At 51.9% G+C, this 24,475-nt stretch carries 19 protein-coding genes; 12 read left to right on the top strand and 7 right to left on the bottom strand.

Annotated elements, in window-relative coordinates; translation table 11 throughout:
• The first annotated feature begins 47 nt into the window (after positions 1–47).
• The 3 genes from yddG (at position 48) to ACLJPE_RS03450 (ending at position 3,067) form a co-directional block, all read left to right on the top strand.
• Positions 48–929: an aromatic amino acid efflux DMT transporter YddG gene (gene yddG, locus ACLJPE_RS03460; protein ID WP_000203795.1), complete on the top strand. Its 882-nt coding sequence runs from the start codon at positions 48–50 to the stop codon at positions 927–929.
• A gap of 525 nt (positions 930–1,454) precedes the next feature.
• A complete protein-coding gene (gene ompD, locus ACLJPE_RS03455; protein WP_000769035.1) occupies positions 1,455–2,543 on the top strand; it encodes a porin OmpD in 1,089 nt (362 codons plus the stop codon).
• Positions 2,544–2,686: 143 nt separating this feature from the next.
• Positions 2,687–3,067 (top strand): GFA family protein, encoded by a 381-nt coding sequence (locus ACLJPE_RS03450; RefSeq protein ID WP_077905327.1) that lies wholly within the window; start codon positions 2,687–2,689, stop codon positions 3,065–3,067.
• 24 nt (positions 3,068–3,091) lie between these two features.
• Here the strand turns inward: ACLJPE_RS03450 and smvA are convergent, their stop codons facing one another.
• On the bottom strand, positions 3,092–4,579 hold the full coding sequence (smvA, locus tag ACLJPE_RS03445) for a methyl viologen efflux MFS transporter SmvA (protein ID WP_039514158.1): 1,488 nt from the start codon (positions 4,577–4,579) through the stop codon (positions 3,092–3,094).
• Positions 4,580–4,696: 117 nt separating this feature from the next.
• Between smvA and ACLJPE_RS03440 the strand changes: the two genes are divergently transcribed.
• The 7 genes from ACLJPE_RS03440 to ACLJPE_RS03410 all read left to right on the top strand — a co-directional run bounded on the left by ACLJPE_RS03440 (position 4,697) and on the right by ACLJPE_RS03410 (position 14,622).
• A complete protein-coding gene (locus tag ACLJPE_RS03440) occupies positions 4,697–5,275 on the top strand; it encodes a TetR family transcriptional regulator (RefSeq protein WP_000121049.1) in 579 nt (192 codons plus the stop codon).
• A 214-nt stretch (positions 5,276–5,489) separates the two neighbouring features.
• On the top strand, positions 5,490–6,878 hold the full coding sequence (locus tag ACLJPE_RS03435) for a NarK family nitrate/nitrite MFS transporter (RefSeq protein WP_000198255.1): 1,389 nt from the start codon (positions 5,490–5,492) through the stop codon (positions 6,876–6,878).
• A 91-nt stretch (positions 6,879–6,969) separates the two neighbouring features.
• Positions 6,970–10,710 (top strand): nitrate reductase subunit alpha, encoded by a 3,741-nt coding sequence (locus tag ACLJPE_RS03430; RefSeq protein ID WP_000040411.1) that lies wholly within the window; start codon positions 6,970–6,972, stop codon positions 10,708–10,710.
• Positions 10,707–12,251 (top strand): nitrate reductase subunit beta, encoded by a 1,545-nt coding sequence (gene narH / locus ACLJPE_RS03425; protein WP_000702595.1) that lies wholly within the window; start codon positions 10,707–10,709, stop codon positions 12,249–12,251. The genes ACLJPE_RS03430 and narH overlap by 4 nt, the downstream gene beginning before the upstream one ends.
• The gene (narW, locus tag ACLJPE_RS03420; RefSeq protein WP_001166290.1) at positions 12,251–12,946 is read left to right on the top strand and encodes a nitrate reductase molybdenum cofactor assembly chaperone; all 696 of its coding nucleotides are present in this window, start codon (positions 12,251–12,253) and stop codon (positions 12,944–12,946) included. The genes narH and narW overlap by 1 nt, the downstream gene beginning before the upstream one ends.
• A complete protein-coding gene (narI, locus tag ACLJPE_RS03415; RefSeq protein WP_000617103.1) occupies positions 12,943–13,623 on the top strand; it encodes a respiratory nitrate reductase subunit gamma in 681 nt (226 codons plus the stop codon). Before narW ends, narI begins: the two co-directional genes overlap by 4 nt.
• A gap of 105 nt (positions 13,624–13,728) precedes the next feature.
• Complete coding sequence (locus ACLJPE_RS03410) at positions 13,729–14,622, top strand: PhzF family isomerase (protein WP_000804298.1); 894 nt, start codon at positions 13,729–13,731, stop codon at positions 14,620–14,622.
• Positions 14,623–14,657: 35 nt separating this feature from the next.
• Here the strand turns inward: ACLJPE_RS03410 and nhoA are convergent, their stop codons facing one another.
• Both nhoA and ACLJPE_RS03400 read right to left on the bottom strand, forming a co-directional pair.
• The gene (gene nhoA / locus ACLJPE_RS03405) at positions 14,658–15,503 is read right to left on the bottom strand and encodes an N-hydroxyarylamine O-acetyltransferase (RefSeq protein WP_000200323.1); all 846 of its coding nucleotides are present in this window, start codon (positions 15,501–15,503) and stop codon (positions 14,658–14,660) included.
• Positions 15,504–15,786: 283 nt separating this feature from the next.
• A complete protein-coding gene (locus ACLJPE_RS03400; protein ID WP_001120856.1) occupies positions 15,787–16,419 on the bottom strand; it encodes a hypothetical protein in 633 nt (210 codons plus the stop codon).
• Positions 16,420–16,931: 512 nt separating this feature from the next.
• Between ACLJPE_RS03400 and ansP the strand changes: the two genes are divergently transcribed.
• A complete protein-coding gene (gene ansP, locus ACLJPE_RS03395; protein WP_000857110.1) occupies positions 16,932–18,425 on the top strand; it encodes an L-asparagine permease in 1,494 nt (497 codons plus the stop codon).
• 66 nt (positions 18,426–18,491) lie between these two features.
• On the opposite strand, the gene ACLJPE_RS03390 is transcribed toward ansP, so the two are convergent.
• A complete protein-coding gene (locus ACLJPE_RS03390; RefSeq protein WP_000732362.1) occupies positions 18,492–18,713 on the bottom strand; it encodes a YgdI/YgdR family lipoprotein in 222 nt (73 codons plus the stop codon).
• Between the two features lie 144 nt (positions 18,714–18,857).
• Positions 18,858–19,919: a YncE family protein gene (locus ACLJPE_RS03385; protein WP_000550639.1), complete on the bottom strand. Its 1,062-nt coding sequence runs from the start codon at positions 19,917–19,919 to the stop codon at positions 18,858–18,860.
• A 263-nt stretch (positions 19,920–20,182) separates the two neighbouring features.
• Here ACLJPE_RS03385 and pqqU point away from each other — a divergent pair, with 263 nt between their 5' ends.
• The gene (gene pqqU / locus ACLJPE_RS03380) at positions 20,183–22,303 is read left to right on the top strand and encodes a TonB-dependent receptor PqqU (protein ID WP_039514154.1); all 2,121 of its coding nucleotides are present in this window, start codon (positions 20,183–20,185) and stop codon (positions 22,301–22,303) included.
• A 55-nt stretch (positions 22,304–22,358) separates the two neighbouring features.
• On the opposite strand, the gene mcbR is transcribed toward pqqU, so the two are convergent.
• Positions 22,359–23,024: a colanic acid/biofilm transcriptional regulator McbR gene (mcbR, locus tag ACLJPE_RS03375; RefSeq protein ID WP_001119592.1), complete on the bottom strand. Its 666-nt coding sequence runs from the start codon at positions 23,022–23,024 to the stop codon at positions 22,359–22,361.
• A gap of 333 nt (positions 23,025–23,357) precedes the next feature.
• Positions 23,358–24,395, bottom strand: coding sequence for an NADP-dependent oxidoreductase (locus tag ACLJPE_RS03370; protein ID WP_001517827.1), 1,038 nt, complete (start codon positions 24,393–24,395; stop codon positions 23,358–23,360).
• Between the last annotated feature and the right edge of the window lie 80 nt (positions 24,396–24,475).

Below are 24,475 nucleotides of genomic sequence, written 5' to 3'. Positions count from 1 at the left end.
TATAAGTGGCAGTTTATTTTGCGCGGTATTCAGGACAGTCACAAAGCATGACATCACAAAAAGCAACGCTAATAGGGCTTGTTGCCATCGTTCTGTGGAGCACGATGGTTGGGTTAATTCGCGGCGTCAGCGAAGGTCTCGGACCGGTAGGCGGCGCAGCCATGATCTATTCATTAAGCGGCCTGCTGCTGATTTTTACCGTCGGATTACCTGATATCCGCCGTTTCCCGGGGCGATACCTCATCGCAGGCAGCGTACTGTTTGTCAGTTATGAAATATGCCTGGCGCTTTCTCTCGGTTATGCCGCCACTCGCCATCAGGCTATCGAAGTCGGCATGGTTAACTATTTATGGCCCAGCCTGACCATTCTGTTTGCCATTCTTTTTAACGGGCAAAAAACTAACTGGCTTATTGTGCCTGGATTGCTTATTGCACTTACTGGCGTTTGCTGGGTTCTGGGGGGCGAGAATGGTCTTAATCCAGGAGAAATTATCAGCAATGTCGCCACCAGTCCGCTAAGTTATTTACTGGCATTTCTTGGGGCGTTTATATGGGCGACATACTGCACGGTCACCAATAAATATGCGCGTGGTTTTAACGGTATCACCGTCTTTGTGTTACTCACCGCCGTGGCGCTGTGGTTCCACTATTTTCTTACGCCGCAACCTGCCATGATATTTAGCCTACCGGTGATTGCTAAACTTTTTACCGCGGCATTAACGTTAGGGTTTGCCTACGCCGCATGGAATGTGGGCATACTTCATGGCAATGTGACTATCATGGCCGTAGGGTCCTATTTTACCCCCGTCATGTCCTCTGCTCTGGCAGCGCTGTTACTCAGCTCACCACTGTCATTCTCCTTCTGGCAAGGCGCAGTCATGGTTTGCGTAGGTTCGCTACTTTGTTGGCTGGCAACGCGGCGGCGCTAATAGCGACGGGCGGGCCGATGTTGATATTAAATCGACCCGCTGCACCTTGACACTCTTCATAACACAACTACGCTTTTATCTATCGCCTGTGTGTATTTGACGATTTTTCATTTTCACGTGCTCCCCCTGCGCCATACCAGGATGCGCTGGTAAAAAATACGGATTTTATAAAATCGTTAAATATGTTAATGTGATGATATAATTTTATTAACAAATATATAATTAACGCTAGCTGGCAACTGTATTAGTGCATATAATAATCAGTCGTTACTACCAAAAATAAAACCATAAACAGCCCAATAGTCCCCTCCGAAAATATATCTTATTAGACAGTCCCTATTTGAATTAATACTCTCAAATGTATTAAGGAGATCTCGATCACACAAATTAAAATAATTTGTAATCTTATGAAACTTATTATTGAACTTATGCCACTCCGTCATTTAAAAATAGTCTGCCATTGACAAACGCCTCGTTTAACAATGGTTGAGGAAACGCGCTAAGAAAATTATAAGGATTATTAAAATGAAACTTAAGTTAGTGGCAGTGGCAGTGACTTCCCTGTTGGCAGCAGGCGTTGTAAATGCAGCCGAGGTATATAACAAAGACGGCAATAAACTGGATCTGTACGGTAAAGTTCACGCTCAGCATTATTTCTCTGATGATAACGGAAGTGATGGTGACAAAACTTACGCGCGTCTGGGCTTTAAAGGCGAAACGCAGATCAACGATCAGTTAACCGGTTTTGGCCAGTGGGAATATGAATTCAAAGGCAACCGTACTGAAAGCCAGGGCGCTGACAAAGACAAAACCCGTCTGGCGTTTGCTGGTCTGAAATTCGCTGACTACGGTTCTTTCGACTACGGTCGTAACTACGGCGTTGCTTACGACATCGGCGCATGGACCGACGTTCTGCCAGAGTTTGGTGGCGATACCTGGACTCAGACTGACGTCTTCATGACTGGCCGTACTACTGGTGTTGCCACCTACCGTAACACTGACTTCTTTGGCCTGGTTGAAGGTCTGAACTTTGCCGCGCAGTACCAGGGCAAAAACGACCGTGACGGCGCATACGAGTCTAACGGCGACGGTTTCGGTCTGTCCGCAACGTATGAGTACGAAGGTTTTGGCGTAGGTGCAGCCTATGCGAAGTCTGACCGTACTAACAACCAGGTGAAAGCAGCGAGCAACCTGAATGCTGCGGGTAAAAACGCTGAAGTCTGGGCTGCTGGTCTGAAATATGATGCGAACAACATCTACCTGGCGACCACCTACTCCGAAACGCTGAACATGACCACCTTCGGTGAAGATGCAGCGGGTGATGCGTTTATCGCGAATAAAACCCAGAACTTCGAAGCGGTTGCTCAGTATCAGTTCGACTTCGGTCTGCGTCCGTCCATCGCTTACCTGAAATCCAAAGGTAAAAACCTGGGTACTTACGGCGACCAGGATCTGGTTGAGTACATCGATGTCGGTGCTACCTACTACTTCAACAAAAACATGTCCACCTTCGTTGATTACAAAATCAACCTGCTGGACGACAGCGACTTCACCAAAGCGGCTAAAGTGTCTACCGACAACATCGTTGCTGTTGGTCTGAACTACCAGTTCTAATTTTGTTGTAGTCTGAATACAAAGCCAGTCCTTTCAGGGCTGGCTTTTTCTCTTGATGTAGACTCGGTCATAAGGAGTATGCCGTGCAGACGTTCACTGGTCGTTGTCTTTGTGGACAGAGCCATTTTACCGTTGACGTCGAAATGCTGGATGTCTATGCCTGCCATTGTACGCTGTGTCAAAAATGGTCGGGTGGAATAGCCATGTATCTGGAAGCCTGCGGGCAACCACAGCTATCCCCCTTTTCCCCGGAACCGCCATACTTTTCATCCTCTTCGCGCGGCGAACGCTACTTCTGTTCCGGCTGCGGGTGTCCGCTGTGGTTTCGGCTTACCGATACCGATCGCTATTTTATTCCCTGGACCTTACTGGAACTGAACGAAGTTGATCGCCGTCGGCTGATTCTGGCTGCGGAAATTTATACCGAAACCCAGCCTGCTTTCTGGCGACTGACGGGGCAATACGCACGCCTCAGCGGTAAAGAGGTTGAGGAAATGGACTCCCCCTGCCAGCTAGCGCATTAAGCGCTTATCTCATCAGGCGTTATGTTATCGGCGTTGGGCTTTTGCCAGGCTGAACCACATCCCTACCGCCAGCAAAAGAAGCATACTCCCGGCGCTGCTTAACGCCACACTATGCGACCAGATAAAGGCCTGTCTGGCGGCGTCCAGTATTGCCTGCCCCAGCGTGGGCGGCAGGCTATTCGCCAACTGCACGGCTTCCCCCATTGAAGATGACGCTCTGGCAATCTCTTGCGCCTCAAGCCCGGCAGGCAGACGGATAGACGCGGAGAAGCTACGGCTTAACAACAGACCGAAAATGGCGATGCCCAGTCCCGCGCCCAGTTCATAAGCCATCGTTTCGATCGCGCCGGCCGCCGCCGCTTTTTCTGCCGGCGCAGCGGCCATAATTGCCGACGTGGAAGCCAGCAATGCGCTGGCGGCGCTAAATCCCAGCAGCGCCATCAGCCCCCAGGCCTGCCATTGTTGGGTGCTGAAATCCGTCATCGCCAGGCCATAAAAACTCAGCGCGCTTAACGCCATGCCGCCCGTCGCGACCAGCCGTAGTCCCAGACGCGAGACCAGCACGCCCGCAATCGGCCCGCTGAATCCACTGGCGACCATCACCGGCAGCATATATACCCCGGCCTCATAAGGCGATAGCCCGTGAACAAACTGCAGCTCTTGCGCCATCAGCAGCTCAAAACCCACCAGAGTGATCATCGCGGTCATCGCCATCACGACGCCGCTCAGGATAATGCGATGGGTAAATAGTCGCATATCAATCATCGGACGCGATGCCGCAAGCTGTGTGCGGATAAAGAGTCCCAGGAGCAACGCGCCGGTAAGCAGGGTAAACGAGATGACCCACAGCGACAGATGCCCTTTCAGCGCGGTTTTAGCGCTATAGACTAACAGCAAAATAGCAACAATCAGCATCACCGCATGGCCAAGATTGAGCGGTTGATCGCGACGGCCCGCCTGGCGAGGAACATAGCGGGCGGTTAAGCCCATGACGACCAGCACAATCGGCACGTTGATCAGGAAAACCGATCCCCAGTAAAAATGCTCTAATAAGATGCCGCCGATGAGCGGCCCAAACGCCGCTCCGCCCGAACCTACCGCTGCCCAGACGCCCAGCGCCATGTTGCGATGCTTCTCTTCACAAAAGGTGGCGCGTATCCCGGCCAGCGTCGCCGGTACAATCATCGCCGCGCCAATAGCCAGTAATACCCTGGTGGCAATAAGCCAACTGGCGGTATGCGAAAACGCTGCCGCCAGTGACGCCAGGCCAAAGAGCGTCCCGCCCAGCATCAGCAGGCGTTTAAAACCGATACGATCGCCAAGCGCGCCCATCGGCAACACCATGCCAGCCATAACCAAAGAATAAATATCAATGATCCACAGCAGCTCGTTGCCGCTGGCCGCCAGTGTCATACTCAGTGTCGGGGCGGCGACATGCAAGACCGTGGCATCAATGGCGACAGGAATATAGACCAGCACAATAATGACTAACGTTAACCACTGACGAAACATAACTCTCCCTTCAAAAACTCAAATTTGGACGCTTGTCCAGCTTCAGGATCCTACGGTAAGTTGAACGAATGTCCAGCTTTTTGTTACACTGCGCGCATTGGCTAATGTGGGGAAAATATGAGTTACCTTAACCGGGATGAACGCCGCGAAGTGATCCTGCAAGCGGCGATGCGCGTGGCGCTGGCAGAGGGGTTTACCGCCATGACGGTGCGACGAATCGCATCAGAAGCCGATGTCGCCGCCGGCCAGGTGCATCACCACTTCAGCTCGGCGGGCGAGCTCAAAGCGCTGGCCTTTGTCCATTTGATCCGCACCCTGCTTGATGCCGGGCAAGTTCCGCCGCCCGCCACCTGGCGTGCACGGCTTCACGCTATGTTGGGTAGCGAAGACGGCGGCTTTGAGCCTTACATAAAATTGTGGCGAGAGGCGCAAATTCTGGCCGACCGGGATCCGCACATCAGAGATGCTTATCTCCTTACGATGCAGATGTGGCATGAGGAAACGGTCACAATTATTGAGCAGGGCAAACAGGCAGGAGAATTTACGTTTACTGCTAACGCCACGGATATCGCCTGGCGGCTTATCGCACTGGTGTGCGGGCTGGACGGTATGTATGTGCTGGGTATTCCGGAAATGGCCGATCCCGCGTTTAAATACCATCTGGATCGGATGATTACGCTTGAACTCTTTGCGTAAAGTTACAAATAATTTAATAAAAATCACTTTTAGTTTACAAATAGTAACAATTAAGAAACATCATATCTCCTCTTCGCGCCGCGCTGGCCTGGTTTTTTATCTATTCTTTCACTCAATATTCTAAAAAAACTTCAATAAGTTCTCAAAAGAGCGCGTGACGCTCTGTCTCTTTTTTGTGTGTTTTTTCAAATGATATGCGCATGTGAGGGGTAAAATGACACGACAAAACGAGAATTATAACCGTTATCTCTTGAGTGACTGGCGGCCCGAAAATCCAGCCTTCTGGGAGAATAAAGGGAAAGGCATCGCCAGAAGAAACTTATGGATTTCAGTAAGTTGTTTGCTCCTGGCATTTTGCGTCTGGATGTTGTTTAGCGCTGTTGCCGTCAACCTCAATAAAATTGGATTTAATTTTACCACCGACCAACTCTTTTTATTAACCGCATTACCTTCTCTTTCCGGCGCAATATTACGCGTTCCCTACTCCTTTATGGTGCCACTGTTTGGTGGCCGTAAATGGACCGTATTAAGCACCGTAATATTGATTATTCCCTGCGCCTGGCTGGGATTCGCCGTGCAAAATCCCGCCACCCCTTTCGGGGTATTTATGCTCATCGCTCTGTTGTGCGGTTTTGCGGGGGCAAACTTCGCGTCCAGTATGGGCAACATCAGTTTTTTCTTTCCAAAAGCCAGACAAGGTAGCGCGTTGGGTATTAACGGCGGCTTGGGAAATCTTGGCGTCAGTGTGATGCAGTTGATTGCGCCGCTGGTTATTTTTCTGCCGATATTTACTTTTTTAGGCGTCCGGGGCGTACCGCAACCTGATGGCTCCCTGCTCGCCCTCACTAACGCCGCCTGGATCTGGGTGCCGTTACTGGCTGTCGCGACACTTGCCGCCTGGTTTGGTATGAACGATATCGGCAGTTCAAAAGCGTCTGTCGCCTCGCAATTGCCGGTGCTAAAACGCCTGCACCTGTGGCTGCTTAGCCTGCTGTACCTGGCGACATTCGGGTCATTCATCGGCTTTTCCGCAGGTTTCGCCATGCTCGCCAAAACGCAATTTCCCGACGTAAACATTCTGCAACTGGCGTTCTTTGGCCCCTTTATCGGCGCGCTGGCGCGATCGGCAGGCGGCGTGATCTCCGATAAATTCGGCGGCGTTCGCGTAACGCTCATTAATTTTATCTTTATGGCGCTGTTTACCGCCCTGCTATTCCTCACGCTGCCAGGATCCGGCGCAGGCAGCTTTAGCGCGTTCTATCTTGTTTTTATGGGCCTGTTTTTGACAGCGGGTCTCGGCAGCGGTTCTACCTTCCAGATGATTGCGGTGATCTTTCGTCAGATCACGCTCTACAACGTCAAACTGCGCGGCGGGAGCGATGAGCAGGCGCAGCGCGAAGCGGTGACGGATACCGCCGCCGCGCTCGGGTTTATCTCCGCTATTGGCGCTGTGGGCGGCTTCTTTATTCCAAAAGCGTTTGGCACCTCTTTGGCATTGACCGGCTCGCCGGTGGGCGCCATGAAAATCTTTTTGCTGTTTTACATCGCTTGCGTCCTGCTGACCTGGCTGGTCTACGGGCGTCGTAAGCCTAAACAACAATAACAACATACATACCTGTAGGACGGCCATCCGGCAATGGTTTAACGCCAAATCGACAGGATGGCGGAAAATTTATCGAAGCAGGAGAAATGTCATGAGTAAACTGTTGGATCGCTTTCGTTACTTTAAACAAAAAGGCGATACCTTTGCCGACGGCCATGGTCAGGTGATGTATACCAACCGCGACTGGGAAGACAGTTATCGCCAGCGCTGGCAGTTTGATAAGATCGTGCGCTCAACCCACGGCGTCAACTGCACGGGCTCCTGTAGCTGGAAAATTTATGTCAAAAACGGTCTGGTGACGTGGGAAACCCAGCAAACCGACTACCCGCGCACGCGTCCCGATTTACCGAACCATGAACCGCGCGGCTGCCCGCGCGGCGCCAGCTACTCCTGGTATCTCTATAGCGCCAACCGTCTGAAATACCCTCTGGTGCGTAAGCGGCTGATAGAACTGTGGCGCGAGGCCCTTTCCCGGCACAGCGATCCGGTACTGGCATGGGAATCTATAATGAACGACCCGCAAAAATGCCAAAGTTACAAACAGGTGCGCGGACATGGCGGCTTTATTCGTTCGAACTGGAAAGAGCTGAATCAGCTCATTGCCGCTGCTAACGTCTGGACAATCAAAACCTATGGACCGGATCGTGTGGCGGGGTTTTCACCTATTCCGGCGATGTCGATGGTTTCTTACGCCGCCGGAACACGTTATCTGTCATTGCTTGGCGGTACTTGTCTGAGCTTCTATGACTGGTATTGCGATCTTCCGCCCGCGTCGCCAATGACCTGGGGCGAGCAGACTGACGTGCCGGAGTCCGCCGACTGGTATAACTCAGCCTACATTATTGCCTGGGGCTCTAACGTGCCGCAGACGCGTACCCCGGACGCCCACTTCTTTACCGAAGTGCGCTACAAAGGCACCAAGACAATCGCCATCACCCCGGACTATTCCGAAGTCGCTAAACTGTGCGATCAGTGGCTGGCGCCAAAGCAAGGTACAGACAGTGCGCTGGCGATGGCCATGGGTCACGTCATTTTGAAAGAGTTTCATCTCGATAATCCCAGCGACTATTTTCTTAACTATTGCCGCCGTTATACCGACATGCCGATGCTGGTCCTGTTGGATGAGCACGCAGACGGCAGTTATGTACCGGGGCGTATGATGCGCGCGTCGGATCTGGTGGATGGACTGGGAGAAGCCAATAATCCGGAATGGAAAACCGTCGCGCTCAACAGTACGGGCGAACTGGTCGCGCCCAATGGTTCTATCGGTTTTCGCTGGGGAGAAAAGGGAAAATGGAACCTGGAAGCGGTGGCGGCGGGCGTCGAAACTGAACTGTCGCTCTCTTTACTCGGTCAGCATGATGATGTGGCGGGTGTCGCCTTCCCCTATTTTGGCGGTAACGAAAACCCACATTTTCGCAGCGTGCGGCAGGAACCGGTGCTGGTACGTAAGTTACCGGTGAAACGCCTGGCTCTGGCGGACGGTAGCGAGCGGATGGTCGTCAGCGTTTACGATCTGGTGCTGGCCAATTATGGGCTGGATCGTGGTCTGGATGACTGCCATAGCGCCAATAATTATAACGACGTAAAAGCCTACACGCCGGCCTGGGGCGAACAGATTACCGGCGTGCCGCGTCGACATATCGAAACTATTGCGCGTGAATTTGCCGAGACCGCTCATAAAACTCACGGTCGTTCGATGATCATCCTCGGCGCGGGAGTGAATCACTGGTATCACATGGATATGAATTACCGTGGGATGATTAACATGCTGGTGTTCTGCGGCTGTGTTGGACAAACTGGCGGCGGCTGGGCGCACTATGTCGGCCAGGAGAAGCTGCGGCCGCAAACCGGCTGGCTGCCGCTGGCCTTCGCGCTGGACTGGAATCGCCCGCCGCGTCAGATGAACAGTACCTCGTTTTTCTACAACCATGCCAGCCAGTGGCGCTATGAAAAACTGACTGCGCAAGAGTTGCTGTCGCCGTTGGCCGATCCGGCTAAATTTTCCGGACACCTGATCGATTTCAACGTGCGCGCGGAACGTATGGGCTGGCTACCCTCGGCACCGCAGCTTAATCTTAACCCGCTCAGCGTGAAAGCGAGCGCCGATAAAGCCGGGCTGTCTGCGGCGGATTATACCGTGCAGGCGTTGAAATCAGGCGCTATCCGTTTTGCCTGCGAACAGCCTGACAGTGGTCATAATCACCCGCGAAATTTATTTGTCTGGCGCTCTAACCTGCTCGGCTCCTCCGGGAAAGGTCATGAGTACATGCTCAAATATCTGCTGGGCACCGACAGCGGTATCCAGGGCGAAGCGCTGGGTTCCAGCGAAGGAATTAAGCCTGAAGAGGTGGAATGGCAGTCCGCCGCGATTGAGGGCAAGCTCGATCTGTTGGTCACGCTTGATTTCCGTATGTCCAGTACCTGTCTGTTTTCCGATATCGTTTTGCCGACCGCCACCTGGTATGAAAAAGACGATATGAATACCTCGGATATGCATCCGTTTATCCACCCCCTTTCCGCCGCGGTCGATCCTGCCTGGGAATCCAAAAGCGACTGGGAAATCTACAAAGGTATCGCCAGCGTCTTTTCTGAGGTGTGTGTCGGACACCTCGGACAGGAAACCGATGTGGTGTTACACCCGCTCCAGCATGATTCCCCGGCGGAACTGGCGCAGCCATTTGATATTCTCGACTGGCGTAAAGGCGAGTGCGAACTTATTCCGGGAAAAACCGCCCCCAATATCGTCGTGGTTGAACGCGATTATCCGGCCACCTATGAACGTTTTACCTCGCTGGGTCCCCTGCTGGATAAATTAGGCAACGGCGGTAAGGGGATTGCCTGGAATACGCAAGATGAAGTCGATTTCCTCGGTAAGCTCAATTACACCAAACACGATGGTCCGGCGAAAGGACGTCCGCGGATCGACACCGCGCTGGATGCTTCGGAAGTGATTCTTGCCTTAGCGCCGGAAACTAACGGCCAGGTGGCGGTGAAAGCCTGGCAGGCGCTGGGCGAGATGACCGGGCGCGAGCACACCCATCTGGCCATCAATAAAGAAGATGAGAAAATTCGCTTTCGTGATATCCAGGCGCAACCACGCAAAATTATCTCCAGCCCGACCTGGTCAGGACTGGAAAGCGAGCATGTCTCTTATAACGCCGGATATACCAACGTACATGAACTGATCCCGTGGCGCACGTTGTCGGGGCGGCAACAACTCTATCAGGATCATGCGTGGATGCGCGCTTTTGGCGAAAGCCTGGTGGCATATCGTCCGCCGATTGATACCCGCAGCGTCAGCGAAATGCGAGAAATTCCGCCCAACGGTTTCCCGGAAAAAGCGCTTAACTTCCTGACGCCGCACCAGAAATGGGGAATTCACTCCACCTACAGCGAAAACCTGCTGATGCTGACCTTGTCGCGCGGCGGGCCGATTGTCTGGATCAGCGAAGCCGATGCCCGTGAATTGGGTATTGAAGATAACGACTGGATTGAAGCCTTCAACGCTAATGGCGCTCTTACCGCTCGTGCGGTGGTCAGCCAGCGCGTTCCGCCGGGTATGACCATGATGTACCACGCCCAGGAGCGGATTATGAACATTCCGGGCTCGGAAGTGACCGGGATGCGCGGCGGGATCCATAACTCCGTGACCCGGGTCTGTCCAAAACCGACGCATATGATCGGCGGCTATGCGCAACTGGCTTACGGCTTCAACTATTACGGAACCGTGGGTTCGAATCGCGATGAATTCATCATGATCAGGAAAATGAAAAACATTAACTGGCTGGATGATGAGGGCCGGGATCAGGTACAGGAGGCGAAAAAATGAAAATACGCTCACAGGTTGGGATGGTACTGAATCTCGATAAGTGTATTGGCTGTCACACCTGCTCCGTCACCTGTAAAAACGTCTGGACCGGACGTGAAGGGATGGAATACGCATGGTTCAATAACGTCGAAACTAAACCGGGTATCGGCTATCCCAAAAACTGGGAAGACCAGCAGGAGTGGCAAGGCGGTTGGGTTCGTGATGTTAATGGCAAGATAAGGCCCCGTCTGGGCGGCAAAATGGGGGTAATTAGCAAAATTTTCGCCAACCCGGTGATTCCGCAAATCGATGATTACTATGAACCCTTTACCTTCGATTATCAGCATTTACATAATGCGCCGGAGAGTAAGCATCAGCCCACCGCCCGTCCTCGTTCACTGATTGACGGAAAACGGATGGACAAGGTGATCTGGGGGCCAAACTGGGAAGAGCTGCTCGGCGGCGAGTTTGAAAAACGCGCCCGCGACCGTAACTTCGACAACATACAAAAGGAGATGTACGGTCAGTTCGAAAACACCTTCATGATGTACCTGCCGCGCCTGTGCGAACACTGCCTCAACCCCAGTTGTGTCGCCACCTGCCCAAGTGGCGCTATTTATAAGCGTGAAGAAGACGGCATCGTGCTAATCGACCAGGATAAATGCCGGGGCTGGCGTTTGTGTATCAGCGGCTGCCCGTACAAAAAAATCTACTTTAACTGGAAGAGCGGCAAGTCTGAGAAGTGCATATTTTGCTATCCACGTATTGAATCCGGCCAGCCGACCGTTTGTTCGGAAACCTGCGTCGGGCGCATTCGTTATCTTGGCGTTCTGCTCTACGACGCCGACAGGATTGAAGAAGCGGCCAGTACCGAACACGAGACAGATTTGTATGAACGTCAGTGCGATGTGTTTCTCAATCCGCACGATCCGGCGGTCATCGAAGAGGCGCTTAAACAGGGCATCCCGCAAAACGTCATCGACGCCGCCCAACGGTCGCCGGTGTACAAAATGGCGATGGACTGGAAGCTGGCGCTTCCGCTGCACCCGGAATACCGTACCCTGCCGATGGTCTGGTACGTACCGCCGCTGTCGCCCATCCAGTCATACGCCGACGCGGGCGGGTTGCCGCACAATGGCAATATTCTGCCGGCGGTGGAGACGCTGCGTATTCCAGTCCAGTACCTGGCCAATATGCTCAGCGCGGGCGATACCGGTCCGGTCATTCGGGCGCTAAAGCGGATGATGGCGATGCGCCACTACATGCGCTCGCAGACGGTTGAAGGCGTGACGGATACCCGCGCGATTGACGAAGTGGGTCTGAGCGTACAACAGGTTGAAGAGATGTATCGCTACCTGGCGATTGCCAATTATGAAGATCGTTTTGTCATTCCCACCAGCCACCGGGAAATGGCGCGCGACGCCTTTCCGGAGCGCAACGGCTGCGGCTTTACTTTTGGCGACGGTTGTCACGGCTCGGATACCAAATTCAACCTGTTCAACAGTAGCCGTATTGATGCCATCAATATCACCGAAGTACGTGATAAAGCGGAGGGGGAATAATGCAAATCCTCAAAGCGATTGGCCTGTTGATGGAGTATCCGGACGACGAGTTGTGGGAATGTCGGGATGAAGCGCTTGCCCTTATCCAACACGATGCGCCAATGCTGGCCAACTTCACTCGCGAGCTGCTTTATGCGCCGTTACTGGATAAACAAGCAGAATGGTGCGAAGTGTTTGACCGCGGGCGCGCCACTTCATTGCTGTTATTCGAGCATGTTCATGCGGAGTCCCGCGATCGCGGCCAGGCGATGGTCGATTTGTTAAGCCAGTATGAAACCGTGGGCCTGCAGCTCAACTGCCGCGAACTGCCGGATCACCTGCCGCTCTATCTGGAGTACTTAAGCGTGTTGCCGGAAGCGGAAGCGCGCGAGGGATTACAGAATATTGCCCCTATTCTGGCGCTGCTGGGCGGTCGTCTGAAACAGCGAGGAGCGCCGTGGTATCAACTGTTTGACGCCCTGCTGACGCTGGCGGGCAGTACGCTTACAAGTGACAGTGTCACCAAACAGATTGTTCAGGAATCGCGGGATGATACCCGTCAGGCACTGGATGCCGTCTGGGAAGAAGAACAGGTGAAGTTTATCGAAGATAACGCTACGACCTGTGACAGTTCACCGTTACACCATTATCAACGACGCTTTAGCCAGGACGCGGCGCCGCAGTACGTCGATGTCAGCGCGGGAGGCCCGAAATGATACAGTACCTGAACGTCTTTTTTTACGACATCTACCCCTATATTTGCGCCACGGTATTCTTCCTCGGCAGTTGGCTGCGCTATGACTACGGACAATATACCTGGCGCGCGTCGTCCAGCCAGATGCTGGATAAGCGCGGGATGGTGATATGGTCGAATTTGTTCCATATTGGCATTCTGGGGATCTTTTTTGGCCATCTGTTCGGGATGCTGACGCCACACTGGATGTATGCCTGGTTCCTGCCGATTGCGGTAAAACAGCAGATGGCGATGATCCTCGGCGGCGTGTGCGGCGTATTAACGTTGATCGGCGGCGCGGGATTACTGTGGCGTCGTCTGACCAATCAGCGTGTGCGGGCGACATCCACTACACCTGATATTATCATCATGAGCATTTTGCTGATTCAGTGCCTGCTTGGCCTGAGCACCATTCCGTTTTCGGCGCAATATCCGGATGGCAGCGAAATGATGAAGTTGGTGGGCTGGGCGCAAAGTATAGTCACCTTCCGCGGCGGGTCTTCGGAAATGCTGAACGGTGTGGCGTTTGTTTTCCGCGTTCATCTGGTGCTGGGAATGACTATTTTCCTGCTCTTCCCGTTCACCCGTCTGGTTCATGTCTGGAGCGCGCCGTTTGAGTATTTCACCCGTCGCTACCAGATTGTTCGTACCCGCCGCTAATTCTCTTTGCCCGGGGCGTACGCTTACCGGGCAAAGAAAACACATGGGCGTCGTCATTCGGCAGCGCACAGGCTATGATGATTCTTCAGCCAAAGGAGAACATCAATGAAACCGCAGATTTACCATGTTGACGCCTTCACCAGCGAACCTTTTCGCGGCAACTCTGCTGGCGTTGTCTTACATGCGGATACGCTAAGCGACGCACAGATGCAGCTGATTGCCCGTGAACTTCGTCACTCGGAAACCGCCTTTTTGCTAAAAAGCGAAGAGAGTGATGTGCGCATACGCTACTTTACACCGACAGTAGAAGTCCCCATCTGTGGTCATGCCACCGTGGCCGCGCATTATGTTCGGGCAACGGTACTGGGGTTGGGAAACACCACCGTCTGGCAAACCTCGTTAGCGGGCCGTCATCGCGTTGAAATTCATGCCGAACACAACGACTATCGCATCACGCTGGAACAAGGTCAGCCCTCTTTTGAACCACCGCTAGTCGGAGAGATTCGGGCTGCCATCATCACCGCGTTGAACCTGACTGAAGATGATATCGTGCCGGGAGCGCCGATTCAGGTGGCTTCAACAGGACATGCAAAAGTGATGATCCTGCTCAAACCAGACGTTGATATTGATGCCCTTTCTCCGAATCTGGCAGCCCTGACGGCAATCAGCCAGCAAATTGGCTGTAACGGCTTTTTTCCTTTCCAGATTCGTCCGGGAAAAAACGAAACCGATGGGCGAATGTTTTCTCCGGCGATAGGGATTGTGGAAGATCCGGTAACGGGAAACGCCAATGGCCCGATGGGAGCATGGCTCGTCCATCATGGCCTGATGGCGCATGACGGTAAAACGCTGCAGATTCAAGGCCATCAGGGGCGCGCTTTAGGCAAAGAGGGTACTGTTGATGTTACCGTCACCATTCGCGATAACCAGCCGGAAAACGTCACCATCTCCGGCCAGGCGGTCATTCTGTTTCATGCCGAATGGGCCATTACTTTTTAATCTTTGTCTGGCCCGCAAATCCTCACGGCAAAAAATTATTTTCCCGCCTCCGGATGGGTATCAAATGCAGCCATTACCGCGGCCAGCTCCGCCTCGGTAAAACCGTGCTTTACATCATTTACGCCGAGACCAAACTGCTGCTGAAGTAACTGATACAACGACGGTACATCCGGTACATTGACCTGTTCAACGGCATGTCCCTGGTGGTAACGCGTGAAGTGGAAATTCGTTAATGTCAGCTTGCCGCCATCAGGCAAATGGCGGCACATCAACAAATGATGACGAAAATGGGATTGCGGCCAGTGAGCCGACCAGAAATTGCCCATCACATGATCGCTCTGCTGCTGCACCGCCAGATCAAAACAGTACATCGACTGCCAGTGCTCATGGTGGCGGAATTGTAAAATCCATGTGCTCCCCTCCTGCATCAGGCGGTATTCGCCATGCGGCGTTTGCTGAGCAATTTCAGCCTGCAGACGAAGCGGCGCGGTTAGCGTTTGGCCGCCAAACCCCACGTCCGCGATCCACTGCTCGTCCTCAATATCAACCAGCAGCAAACGGTGCGTGCGCGGCGGTAAACTGGCGGGATGAGACAGAATGACCCGCCCCAATAAGCTTCGGACGTTAAAACCGATGTCGCGTAACGCACGTTCAAACAGGCCATTCAGTTCAAAACAGTATCCACCGCGTCGGGCATAAAGCAGTTTCTCCTCTAATGCCGTCTCATCGAGCTGTATTTCACGAGGCAGTAGCACATCCAGATTTTCAAAAGGAATCGCGCAGTTGTGCGCTAAGTGAAGCGTTCTGAGCGCTTCAACCGTAGGAACCCCCAACGGCTGACAATGTAATCGCGTAAAATAAGCATGTAAAAAAGAGGTCATCTGAGGCTTCCATTAACATTAATGCTTGCGTTCGGCACACAGGCTGAGGCGGATATCGCTGCGCAACAGGATACCCTATCCGTGGAATAGCGTTGGATACTTTTGAAAAAAATAAGACAGGCCGGCTACAGCGCCGGAGGTACGTGGGATTTTGGCCTACAAACGGAAGTCGGGTTCTGAGAATCTCTTTGCGACACGCCGCCAAAATAGCGGCGTGTTAAAATTTTTAACGCCAGCTCAGCGAGTCTGATTTCTAACAAAACTGGCTAAACATAAACGCTTTTTAATAAGTGTCCAAATAGTTACGGTAACGCTCTTTTATGTCGGCCGCCCGTTGCGCTTTCGCCTCCGGCATGTCGCTGGCCCGATCGGTATAATATTTTAAACTCGGAATGGCGCCTAATGCCTGAGGTAAGGCATTATATGCTGCTATTCGTTCTCTGACGGTTTTATGGTCTTTATCAATATCATAATGATAGTACGCTGGCGCTTCTAAAAAGCCCTCTTCCAGTCTCATACAAATATCTTCAAAGGTTCCCTCAACCTCAACGGAATGTTCGCCATCCGATATCCTGACGATTGGCTTACCTCCAGCTATCAGCGAGAGTTGTTCGAATATTAACCTCCGACCATCAGAAAGCTCGACATCTATAGCATACAGTCCATCACATACAGCATCAGCAAGGTGATCATGGATATTCCCTGCATTGGCACAGAACTCCGCAACTTTAGGCGTAACATTGCAATAATGTTCAATTACTCTTGTAAATCCGTAGGCTAATCCTGCGGTAAGCACATACAAGATGCCTTTCATGATTTTTGTTGATAATTTATTTTCATAATCTCCTGCAGCAACATGAGGTAGCTTATTTCCTGATAAAGCTCTGGCATAGGTAGAAACTGATGTATGTGGCATATCCTGCTCCTTCAAATTTTGCTCAATAGCTTTATATGTCCTACTCCTCTCTCATTATGACGATATGTCAATCAACAAAATTGCTCAAAGGCATATATTTTCAGGAGAAAATGAGAATAACAGGCGCAACGGCCTTATCTGATGCTGCTGCAATATCGTCAGGTGGTTTATCGTTCGAGGTTATATCTATGACCATAAATCCCACCAAGGATTAACCCTGATTAATTATTGCGCAAAGTAATCACTGCGGATTTGTGCTGGCGTCTTATCTGGCTGAATCGTGACCACACCGCACCACATCTGACCACACAAATAAACTCGACATCCTCATTTTGTTCTTCCCGTATGTTTTGCGTCATTTAACAATTGCAGGTAGGATGCTCCGCCGGCGGTTTTATCCCTGTCACAGAATCAGGGAAAAGCGGCATTCGCCATTGCAGGCAATCGATTGGTGAGCGCCCGTCGCGGCATAAGGAATTTTTCTGTCAGGACAGGCTATAACAGGTAACGTAATGAAAACACAGACTACGCACGCCGCAGAACAACATGCGGCGAAACGACGCTGGCTGAACGCCCATGAAGAGGGGTATCACAAAGCGATGGGGAATCGTCAGGTTCAGATGATTGCTATCGGCGGCGCGATTGGCACCGGTTTATTTTTAGGTGCAGGCGCCCGATTGCAAATGGCCGGACCGGCACTGGCGCTGGTCTATCTAATATGCGGCATTTTTTCTTTTTTCATTTTACGCGCGCTGGGCGAACTGGTATTGCATCGCCCTTCCAGCGGGAGCTTCGTCTCCTACGCCCGTGAATTTTTGGGTGAAAAAGCGGCCTACGTCGCAGGCTGGATGTACTTTATTAACTGGGCGATGACCGGGATCGTCGATATCACCGCAGTGGCGTTATATATGCACTACTGGGGCGCATTTGGCGACGTTCCGCAATGGGTGTTCGCGCTCGGCGCGCTAACCATTGTCGGTACCATGAACATGATCGGCGTAAAATGGTTTGCCGAAATGGAGTTCTGGTTCGCGCTGATAAAAGTACTCGCCATTGTTATCTTCCTGGTGGTAGGCACGATTTTTCTCGGTACCGGTCAACCGCTTGAGGGTAATGCCACCGGTTTTCACCTGATTACAGATAATGGCGGCTTTTTCCCGCACGGCCTGTTGCCCGCGCTGGTACTGATTCAGGGCGTGGTGTTCGCTTTTGCTTCGATTGAACTGGTCGGTACCGCCGCTGGGGAGTGCAAAGATCCACAGACGATGGTGCCAAAAGCCATCAATAGCGTGATCTGGCGTATTGGTCTTTTCTATGTAGGATCGGTCGTATTGCTGGTTTTGCTGCTGCCGTGGAACGCCTACCAGGCGGGGCAAAGTCCGTTTGTCACCTTCTTTTCTAAACTTGGCGTGCCTTATATCGGCAGTATTATGAATATCGTGGTGTTAACCGCCGCGCTTTCCAGCCTGAACTCCGGGCTTTACTGTACGGGGAGAATTTTACGTTCAATGTCGATGGGGGGTTCCGCGCCGAAATTCATGGCGAAAATGAGCCGTCAGCATGTGCCCTATGCGGGTATTCTGGCGACTCTGGTGGTTTACGTGGTCGGCGTGTTCCTGAATTACCTGGTCCCCTCCCGCGTGTTTGAGATCGTTCTTAATTTTGCCTCGCTCGGCATTATCGCGTCGTGGGCGTTTATCATGGTGTGCCAGATGCGTTTACGCCAGGCGATAAAAGAAGGCAAAGCCGCAGACGTCAGTTTTAAACTGCCCGGCGCGCCTTTTACCTCCTGGCTAACGCTGCTGTTTTTACTAAGCGTGCTGGTACTCATGGCGTTTGACTACCCGAATGGAACTTACACTATCGCCTCGTTGCCGCTGATCGCCATTCTGCTGGTTGCCGGCTGGTTTGGCGTGCGACGTCGCGTGGCGGAGATCCATCGAACTGCGCCAGTAACGGCGGATTCGACAGAGAATGTCGTATTGAAAGAAGAAGCAGCGACATAACATTCCCCTTCCCCGGCAGCCCCAGGCCTGCCGGGTTTAATGCGCGTTGCCCATCGCGCCCAATGCTTAGTCAGCCTTAATCAACTGCGCCACATCATTGCTGTTAATTTCCCGCTGGTTGCCTTCCTGATCGGTATAACTGGTCATCCCCGTCTCTTTATCTAACTGCGGCTTACCCTGAGTTACGATCGTTTGCCCATTCTTCGTCGTCATTACATAGTTGGTTGTGCAACCCGCAAGCATAAAAAACATCATGCCCAAACCTGAGCATATAAATAACTTTTTCATATTTTCCTCGTGAATATAATGAGTTAACTACAGCAAAAAGGCAGTGTAATTCTCACAGAATCATCAGGCTATCGGCGGGGTGTAACGAGGCGTATCGGTGCGTTTAAAGAGATGACTGGAGGGGTTTCCCCCTCCATACCCTATTTACAGAGCAATGCGAATAACATCATCCGGCTGCGTCGCTTCCTGTTCACGTGTCGATTTCTGCTTCACGCTGACGTAGAGCGTTTTACCGTCTGCCGATAGCGCCAGGCTATTCGGGTACGTCGGCGTATCGAACGTTTTAACAACGTTATAGGTCTTCGCATCGATCACGCTGACCTGCCCTGCCTGACGATGCGTCACATACGCCTCGTTACGTGTCGGATTATACAGGACGGCCAAAGAGGCAGGCGCCCCGATTTTGGCAAGAATATTGCCATTACGGGTATCGACAACCAGAACCTCAGTCGCCTTCGAGTCGGTGATAAACGCACGATGACCTGCGGTATCGAGACTCAGGTTAATAAAGAAGTGTTCTTTACCGTCATCCAGCAACTTCTTACGACTGAGAATTTTATTGCTGGCGGTATCGATGGTGATAAATTCGCCATCCGCATTGGTGGTGTACAGGCGTTGCGCTTTACTGTCGAGCGCCAGACCCGTACTCATTTTGCCGGTATTTTCGATCGTCGTTTTCAGTTTGATGGTTTCGCCATCCACTACCCAAATAGCACTCTCTTTACCAACACCGCTAATGTAGATCGTGTTGGTCGCCGCATCGGCAACCAGCTCACGGGGCTGTAACGGACGAACCTCTTCAGTACGTTTGCGCGCATCAAGTACCAGACGACCTTTTACATCACCCGTTTTGGCATCAATCGCGGTAACAGCGCTGTTAATGGTATTGCCAAACCACAGCGTTTGGGTCGCGGCATTGATGGTGGCGCCGAACGGCTTGAGATCGTTATGAATCGCTTGCGTGATTTCCAGCGTCACCGGGTCGAGACGATAAACTACGCCGCCTTTATCCAGTTTACGGCTTTGCGATGTAGCCAGCCAGAGCGCGTTTTCTTGCTGACTCCAGGCCATCTCATAAGCGCCTTTGCCTACCGCTTTACGCAGCATGTCTTCCGCCGCCAGCGTGCTAAATGAGGATGCGACGAGGAGCGAACCTAACAATAAAGAACCACGCAGGCGCGGCGAAAAAAGATGACGTAAGTGCATGACGACTCCCTTTGATAAAAACGTGTATAGCTGCTTCACACTACTTCGCTGCGCGGGATCTTCGTTCCGCACTTATTATAAGTTGAGAATAATAATCATTATTTATCAGAAAGTGGAGCTTTTCCTCGCCTGCGAATGTCATGGCTCTTAAATACCGCACATTTTCTTAACTTAATGTGCGATTAAAATTTCAAAACTTTACATATTGACTACCCTTAATGTCACGTTTTCCATTGATACGCTTACATTTATCCGGCATTTTCATGAAAATTATTTCCGTTAGACAGCGACTTTATCCCGCCCTCTTATTGCCTCTGACCTTCTCCCCGGTCCTTCAGGCCGCCAGCGCGCCCAATGAACAAACCATGATAGTCACCGCAACGCCGCAAACCGTATCCGAACTGGATACACCTGCCGCCGTTAGCGTCATTGAGGGAGAAGACATGCGTCTGGCGACGCCGCGCGTCAATTTATCTGAGTCTTTAACCAGCGTCCCGGGATTGCAGGTGCAAAACCGGCAGAACTACGCGCAGGATCTGCAAATCTCTATCCGCGGATTTGGCTCGCGTTCCGCCTTTGGCGTGCGCGGCATTCGTCTGTATGTTGATGGCATTCCCGCCACCATGCCGGATGGGCAAGGCCAGATTTCGAATATTGATATTAACAGCATACAAGACGTTGAAGTGTTACGCGGCCCTTTCTCAGCGCTATACGGCAATGCTTCCGGCGGCGTGATAAATGTCACCACCGAAACCGGCAAACAGCCGCCTACCCTTGAGGCCAGCAGCTACTACGGCAGTTATGGAAGCTGGCGCTATGGGCTAAAAGCCACGGGCGCGATGGGTGACGGCACACAGCTAGGCGACGTGGATTACACGGTATCGACTACCCGTTTCACCACCCACGGCTACCGCGATCACAGCGGTGCGCGAAAAAATCTGGCTAATGCCAAACTGGGCGTTCGCCTTGACGATGTCAGTAAACTCTCGCTGATTTTTAATAGTGTGGACATTAAGGCGGACGATCCCGGCGGACTTACCGAATCTGAATGGAAAGCCGATCCGCAACAGGCGCCGCGCGCTGAACAGTACAATACGCGTAAAACCATCAAACAAACTCAGGCAGGATTGCGTTATGAACGTCAGCTCAGCGCGCAGGATGATATCAGCGTGATGGCCTACGCCGGAGAGCGGGAAACCACGCAATACCAGTCTATTCCCCTGGTGGCACAGCTAAAACCAGCTCAGGCTGGCGGCGTAATTACACTGCAACGCCACTATCAGGGCATTGATTCCCGCTGGACTCACCGGGGAGAATTAGGTGTGCCGGTCACCTTCACTGGCGGAGTAAACTATGAAAACATGAGCGAAAACCGCAAGGGTTACAATAACTTCCGTCTCAACAACGGCACCCCTGAGTTTGGGCATAAAGGCGATTTACGCCGGGATGAGCGTAACCTGATGTGGAATGTCGATCCTTATCTGCAAACCCAGTGGCAGCTTACGCAAAAACTCTCGCTGGATGCTGGCGTGCGCTACAGTTCCGTGTGGTTCGATTCTAACGATCACTATATCGCGCCCGGCAATGGCGATGACAGCGGCGACGCCAGCTATCACCACTGGCTACCCGCCGGATCGCTAAAATATGCGTTAACTGACGCCTGGAATCTCTATCTTGCTGCCGGTCGCGGATTTGAAACTCCCACAATCAATGAGCTTTCTTATCGCGCTGACGGCCAAAGTGGGTTCAACTTTGACCTCAAACCGTCGACCAATGATACGGTGGAAGTCGGCAGTAAAACGCGGATTGGCAATGGCTTGTTGACCGCCGCGTTATTTCAAACCGATACCGATGATGAAATTGTCGTCGCCAGCAGTATGGGAGGACGCACTACCTACAAAAACGCGGGCAAAACACGCCGCCAGGGCGCAGAACTCTCGTTGGACCAGCGCTTCGCCGGCGACTGGCGGGTGAAAGCATCATGGACCTGGCTGGATGCGACCTATCGCAGTAACGTTTGTCAGGGGCAAAACTGTGATGGAAACCGGATGCCCGGCATCGCCCGTAATATGGGATTCGCCTCATTAGGTTTTATCCCGGATGAGGGGTGGTACGCCGGAACAGACGTTCGCTATATGGGCGATATCATGGCCAATGATGAAAATACCGCCAAAGCGCCTTCGTATACCGTTGTTGGACTAAATACAGGGTATAAATTTAATTACAGTCAGCTTACCGTCGATATTTTTGGGCGGGTAGATAATCTATTTGATAAAGAATATATCGGTTCAGTGATCGTTAATGAATCTAATGGCCGATATTATGAGCCAGCGCCAGGGCGTAACTATGGCGTGGGGATTAATCTGGCATGGCAATTTGAATAAATATCCGGCAAATATCCGGCAATAGCGGGGAATCCCCGCTATTGATAAGTCATAGTTACATGAAGTACTGATTTTTAATCGTCGCTACGTTTTGTTGCAAAACGTTCTGTAGGCAGTGGCGACTGGCTTCTTTATCACCAGTCACTAACGCATTAAGCAATTTTCTGTACAGATTAACGCCGTTTTGATAATCATCAAGTTTAAAATTATCATATAAAAAATGCAGGCTTGGCCCCAGGCGTACCCATAATTGCTCGATCATGGCATACAGCGTTGGCATATCCGCGTAGTGGTAGATCTCAAAGCGGAATGCGCGGTTGGCCAAAAGAATTTTCTCCATAACGCCACTTTCCAGCGCCTGTTGAAATTCATCTAATAGCGCATTCAGCGTCTGCTCGCGATCCGGAGTAATCTTACCCGCAGCGGCGACCACCGCCATCTCCTCCAGGGCAGTACGAATCGTATTAATTTCCAGCAAACTTTCCAGCGAGATCTCCGGCACCATAAACGCCTGTGCTGGCGCCACCGCCAAAGCACTGGAAGAGACCAGCCTTAACAGAGCCTCACGCACCGGCGTAATACTGACGCCTAACTCTTGAGCGATATTTTTAGTGATAAGCCTTGCGCCTGGTTTTAATGCGCCAATAGACAATTGATGCTTTAACCGATTTTCAACCTGTGTGGTCAGGCTTATATGTTGTGTTTTTTCCGTACCCGGCATTTTCCTTCCTTCACCTCTTGGCAGAACAACATCGCAATCGAGTCCCGAAGAAGTTTCGGAACTTAATTGTAAAAAAGATAATCCAGGCCTGAACGGCCAAATAAATAAAAGTGATAATTTACTTGCGTGATATTCTCATCTTTTACAACAATACAGGTTTCTTTATGGCAACCGTTTTATCTCCGTCATTCCTTCATGTATCGAGATTTTTGACCGGTTCAGGCCGCTGAGGGAGATAAGCTGCCCCACCGCGATCTGAATGATGAATATAAGTAAAGCCGGAATTTTAAAATTTGCACATTTTTATGGCGACATAATGCCGCCATTTTTTCTTTACGCATCGTCCGCTAAACGTATCACGACTTTGCCAAAGTTCTTCCCCGCCAGCAGCCCCATAAACGCTTCTGGCGCATTTTCCAGCCCATCAGTAATCTGCTCCCGGTAATGTATTTTCCCTTCTTTTATCCAACGCCCCATTTCTTGCTGAAACTCATGTATCCGGTGACCATAGTCCTGGTTGATGATAAAACCTTGCAGGCGAATACGCTTTTTAAGTAATGTTGCCATCAGCAGAGGCAGTCTGTCTGGACCGTCCGGCAACGCTGTCGCATTGTAGCCGCTGACCAGACCGCAGAGCGGAATCCGCGCCGACGTATTCAGTAGCGGTAAGACGGCGTCAAAGACTTTACCACCGACATTCTCATAATAGATATCGATACCCTGCGGGCAGGCCTGCGCAAGCTGTTGTGGGAAATTATCAGCGTGATGATCAAGGCACAGATCAAATCCCAAAACGTCTGTCGCATGACGGCATTTTTCCGCGCCGCCAGCAATACCCACGACCCGGCAGCCCTTCAGCTTGCCAATTTGCCCAACCGTTGCGCCTACGGGGCCGGTGGCGGCGGCGACAACCAGCGTTTCGCCCTCTTTCGGCTGGCCGATATCCAGTAACCCCATATAGGCGGTAAACCCCGGCATTCCTAAAATCCCCAGCGACCAGGAAGGATGTTGCGGATTATCACCCAGCTTTACCAACCCTTCGCCATCTGAAATGTCATAATCCTGCCAACCATTGTAACTCAACACCCATTCGTCTGGTCGGTAATCAGGATGGTTTGACGCGACAACGCGACTAACCGTACCGCCAACCATAACGCAGCCAGGTTCAACAGGCGGCGCATAAGAGGGTTCATCGCTCATGCGGCCACGCATATAAGGGTCGAGTGATAAAAAAACGGTACGCAATAGCACCTGCCCTTCACCGGGCGTCGCGACGTCATCTTCTTCGAGGCGGAAGTTATCCATCTGCGGCGCGCCGTGGGGACGCGAGGCCAAAACCCAACGACGATTTCGGTTGGTCTGTTGCTTCATTCTATTCTCCTCATGCCTGGCATAATCCATCAATAATAGTCGAACATTAGCTTTCTGAGGGAGTTAAACACTCTCAGATA

The organism is Salmonella sp. SAL04196 (assembly GCF_046550835.1).
Classification (GTDB): Bacteria; Pseudomonadota; Gammaproteobacteria; order Enterobacterales; family Enterobacteriaceae; genus Salmonella; species Salmonella enterica.
The sequence above is the reverse complement of the archived record's forward strand: the minus strand, read 5'-3'. Positions and strand labels throughout refer to the sequence as shown.

What these genes read in the sequence shown, in the direction of transcription:
- ACLJPE_RS03410 (WP_000804298.1), top strand. Translation starts at nt 13,729, where the DNA reads ATGAAACCGCAGATTTACCATGTTGACGCCTTCACCAGCGAACCTTTT.
- ACLJPE_RS03450 (WP_077905327.1), top strand. Translation starts at nt 2,687, where the DNA reads ATGCTGGATGTCTATGCCTGCCATTGTACGCTGTGTCAAAAATGGTCG.
- ACLJPE_RS03390 (WP_000732362.1), bottom strand. Translation starts at nt 18,713, where the DNA reads ATGAAAAAGTTATTTATATGCTCAGGTTTGGGCATGATGTTTTTTATG.
- nhoA (WP_000200323.1), bottom strand. Translation starts at nt 15,503, where the DNA reads ATGACCTCTTTTTTACATGCTTATTTTACGCGATTACATTGTCAGCCG.
- narI (WP_000617103.1), top strand. Translation starts at nt 12,943, where the DNA reads ATGATACAGTACCTGAACGTCTTTTTTTACGACATCTACCCCTATATT.
- ACLJPE_RS03370 (WP_001517827.1), bottom strand. Translation starts at nt 24,395, where the DNA reads ATGAAGCAACAGACCAACCGAAATCGTCGTTGGGTTTTGGCCTCGCGT.
- ompD (WP_000769035.1), top strand. Translation starts at nt 1,455, where the DNA reads ATGAAACTTAAGTTAGTGGCAGTGGCAGTGACTTCCCTGTTGGCAGCA.
- ACLJPE_RS03435 (WP_000198255.1), top strand. Translation starts at nt 5,490, where the DNA reads ATGACACGACAAAACGAGAATTATAACCGTTATCTCTTGAGTGACTGG.
- smvA (WP_039514158.1), bottom strand. Translation starts at nt 4,579, where the DNA reads ATGTTTCGTCAGTGGTTAACGTTAGTCATTATTGTGCTGGTCTATATT.
- pqqU (WP_039514154.1), top strand. Translation starts at nt 20,183, where the DNA reads ATGAAAATTATTTCCGTTAGACAGCGACTTTATCCCGCCCTCTTATTG.
- ACLJPE_RS03400 (WP_001120856.1), bottom strand. Translation starts at nt 16,419, where the DNA reads ATGCCACATACATCAGTTTCTACCTATGCCAGAGCTTTATCAGGAAAT.
- ACLJPE_RS03440 (WP_000121049.1), top strand. Translation starts at nt 4,697, where the DNA reads ATGAGTTACCTTAACCGGGATGAACGCCGCGAAGTGATCCTGCAAGCG.
- mcbR (WP_001119592.1), bottom strand. Translation starts at nt 23,024, where the DNA reads ATGCCGGGTACGGAAAAAACACAACATATAAGCCTGACCACACAGGTT.
- ACLJPE_RS03385 (WP_000550639.1), bottom strand. Translation starts at nt 19,919, where the DNA reads ATGCACTTACGTCATCTTTTTTCGCCGCGCCTGCGTGGTTCTTTATTG.
- yddG (WP_000203795.1), top strand. Translation starts at nt 48, where the DNA reads ATGACATCACAAAAAGCAACGCTAATAGGGCTTGTTGCCATCGTTCTG.
- ansP (WP_000857110.1), top strand. Translation starts at nt 16,932, where the DNA reads ATGAAAACACAGACTACGCACGCCGCAGAACAACATGCGGCGAAACGA.
- narH (WP_000702595.1), top strand. Translation starts at nt 10,707, where the DNA reads ATGAAAATACGCTCACAGGTTGGGATGGTACTGAATCTCGATAAGTGT.
- narW (WP_001166290.1), top strand. Translation starts at nt 12,251, where the DNA reads ATGCAAATCCTCAAAGCGATTGGCCTGTTGATGGAGTATCCGGACGAC.
- ACLJPE_RS03430 (WP_000040411.1), top strand. Translation starts at nt 6,970, where the DNA reads ATGAGTAAACTGTTGGATCGCTTTCGTTACTTTAAACAAAAAGGCGAT.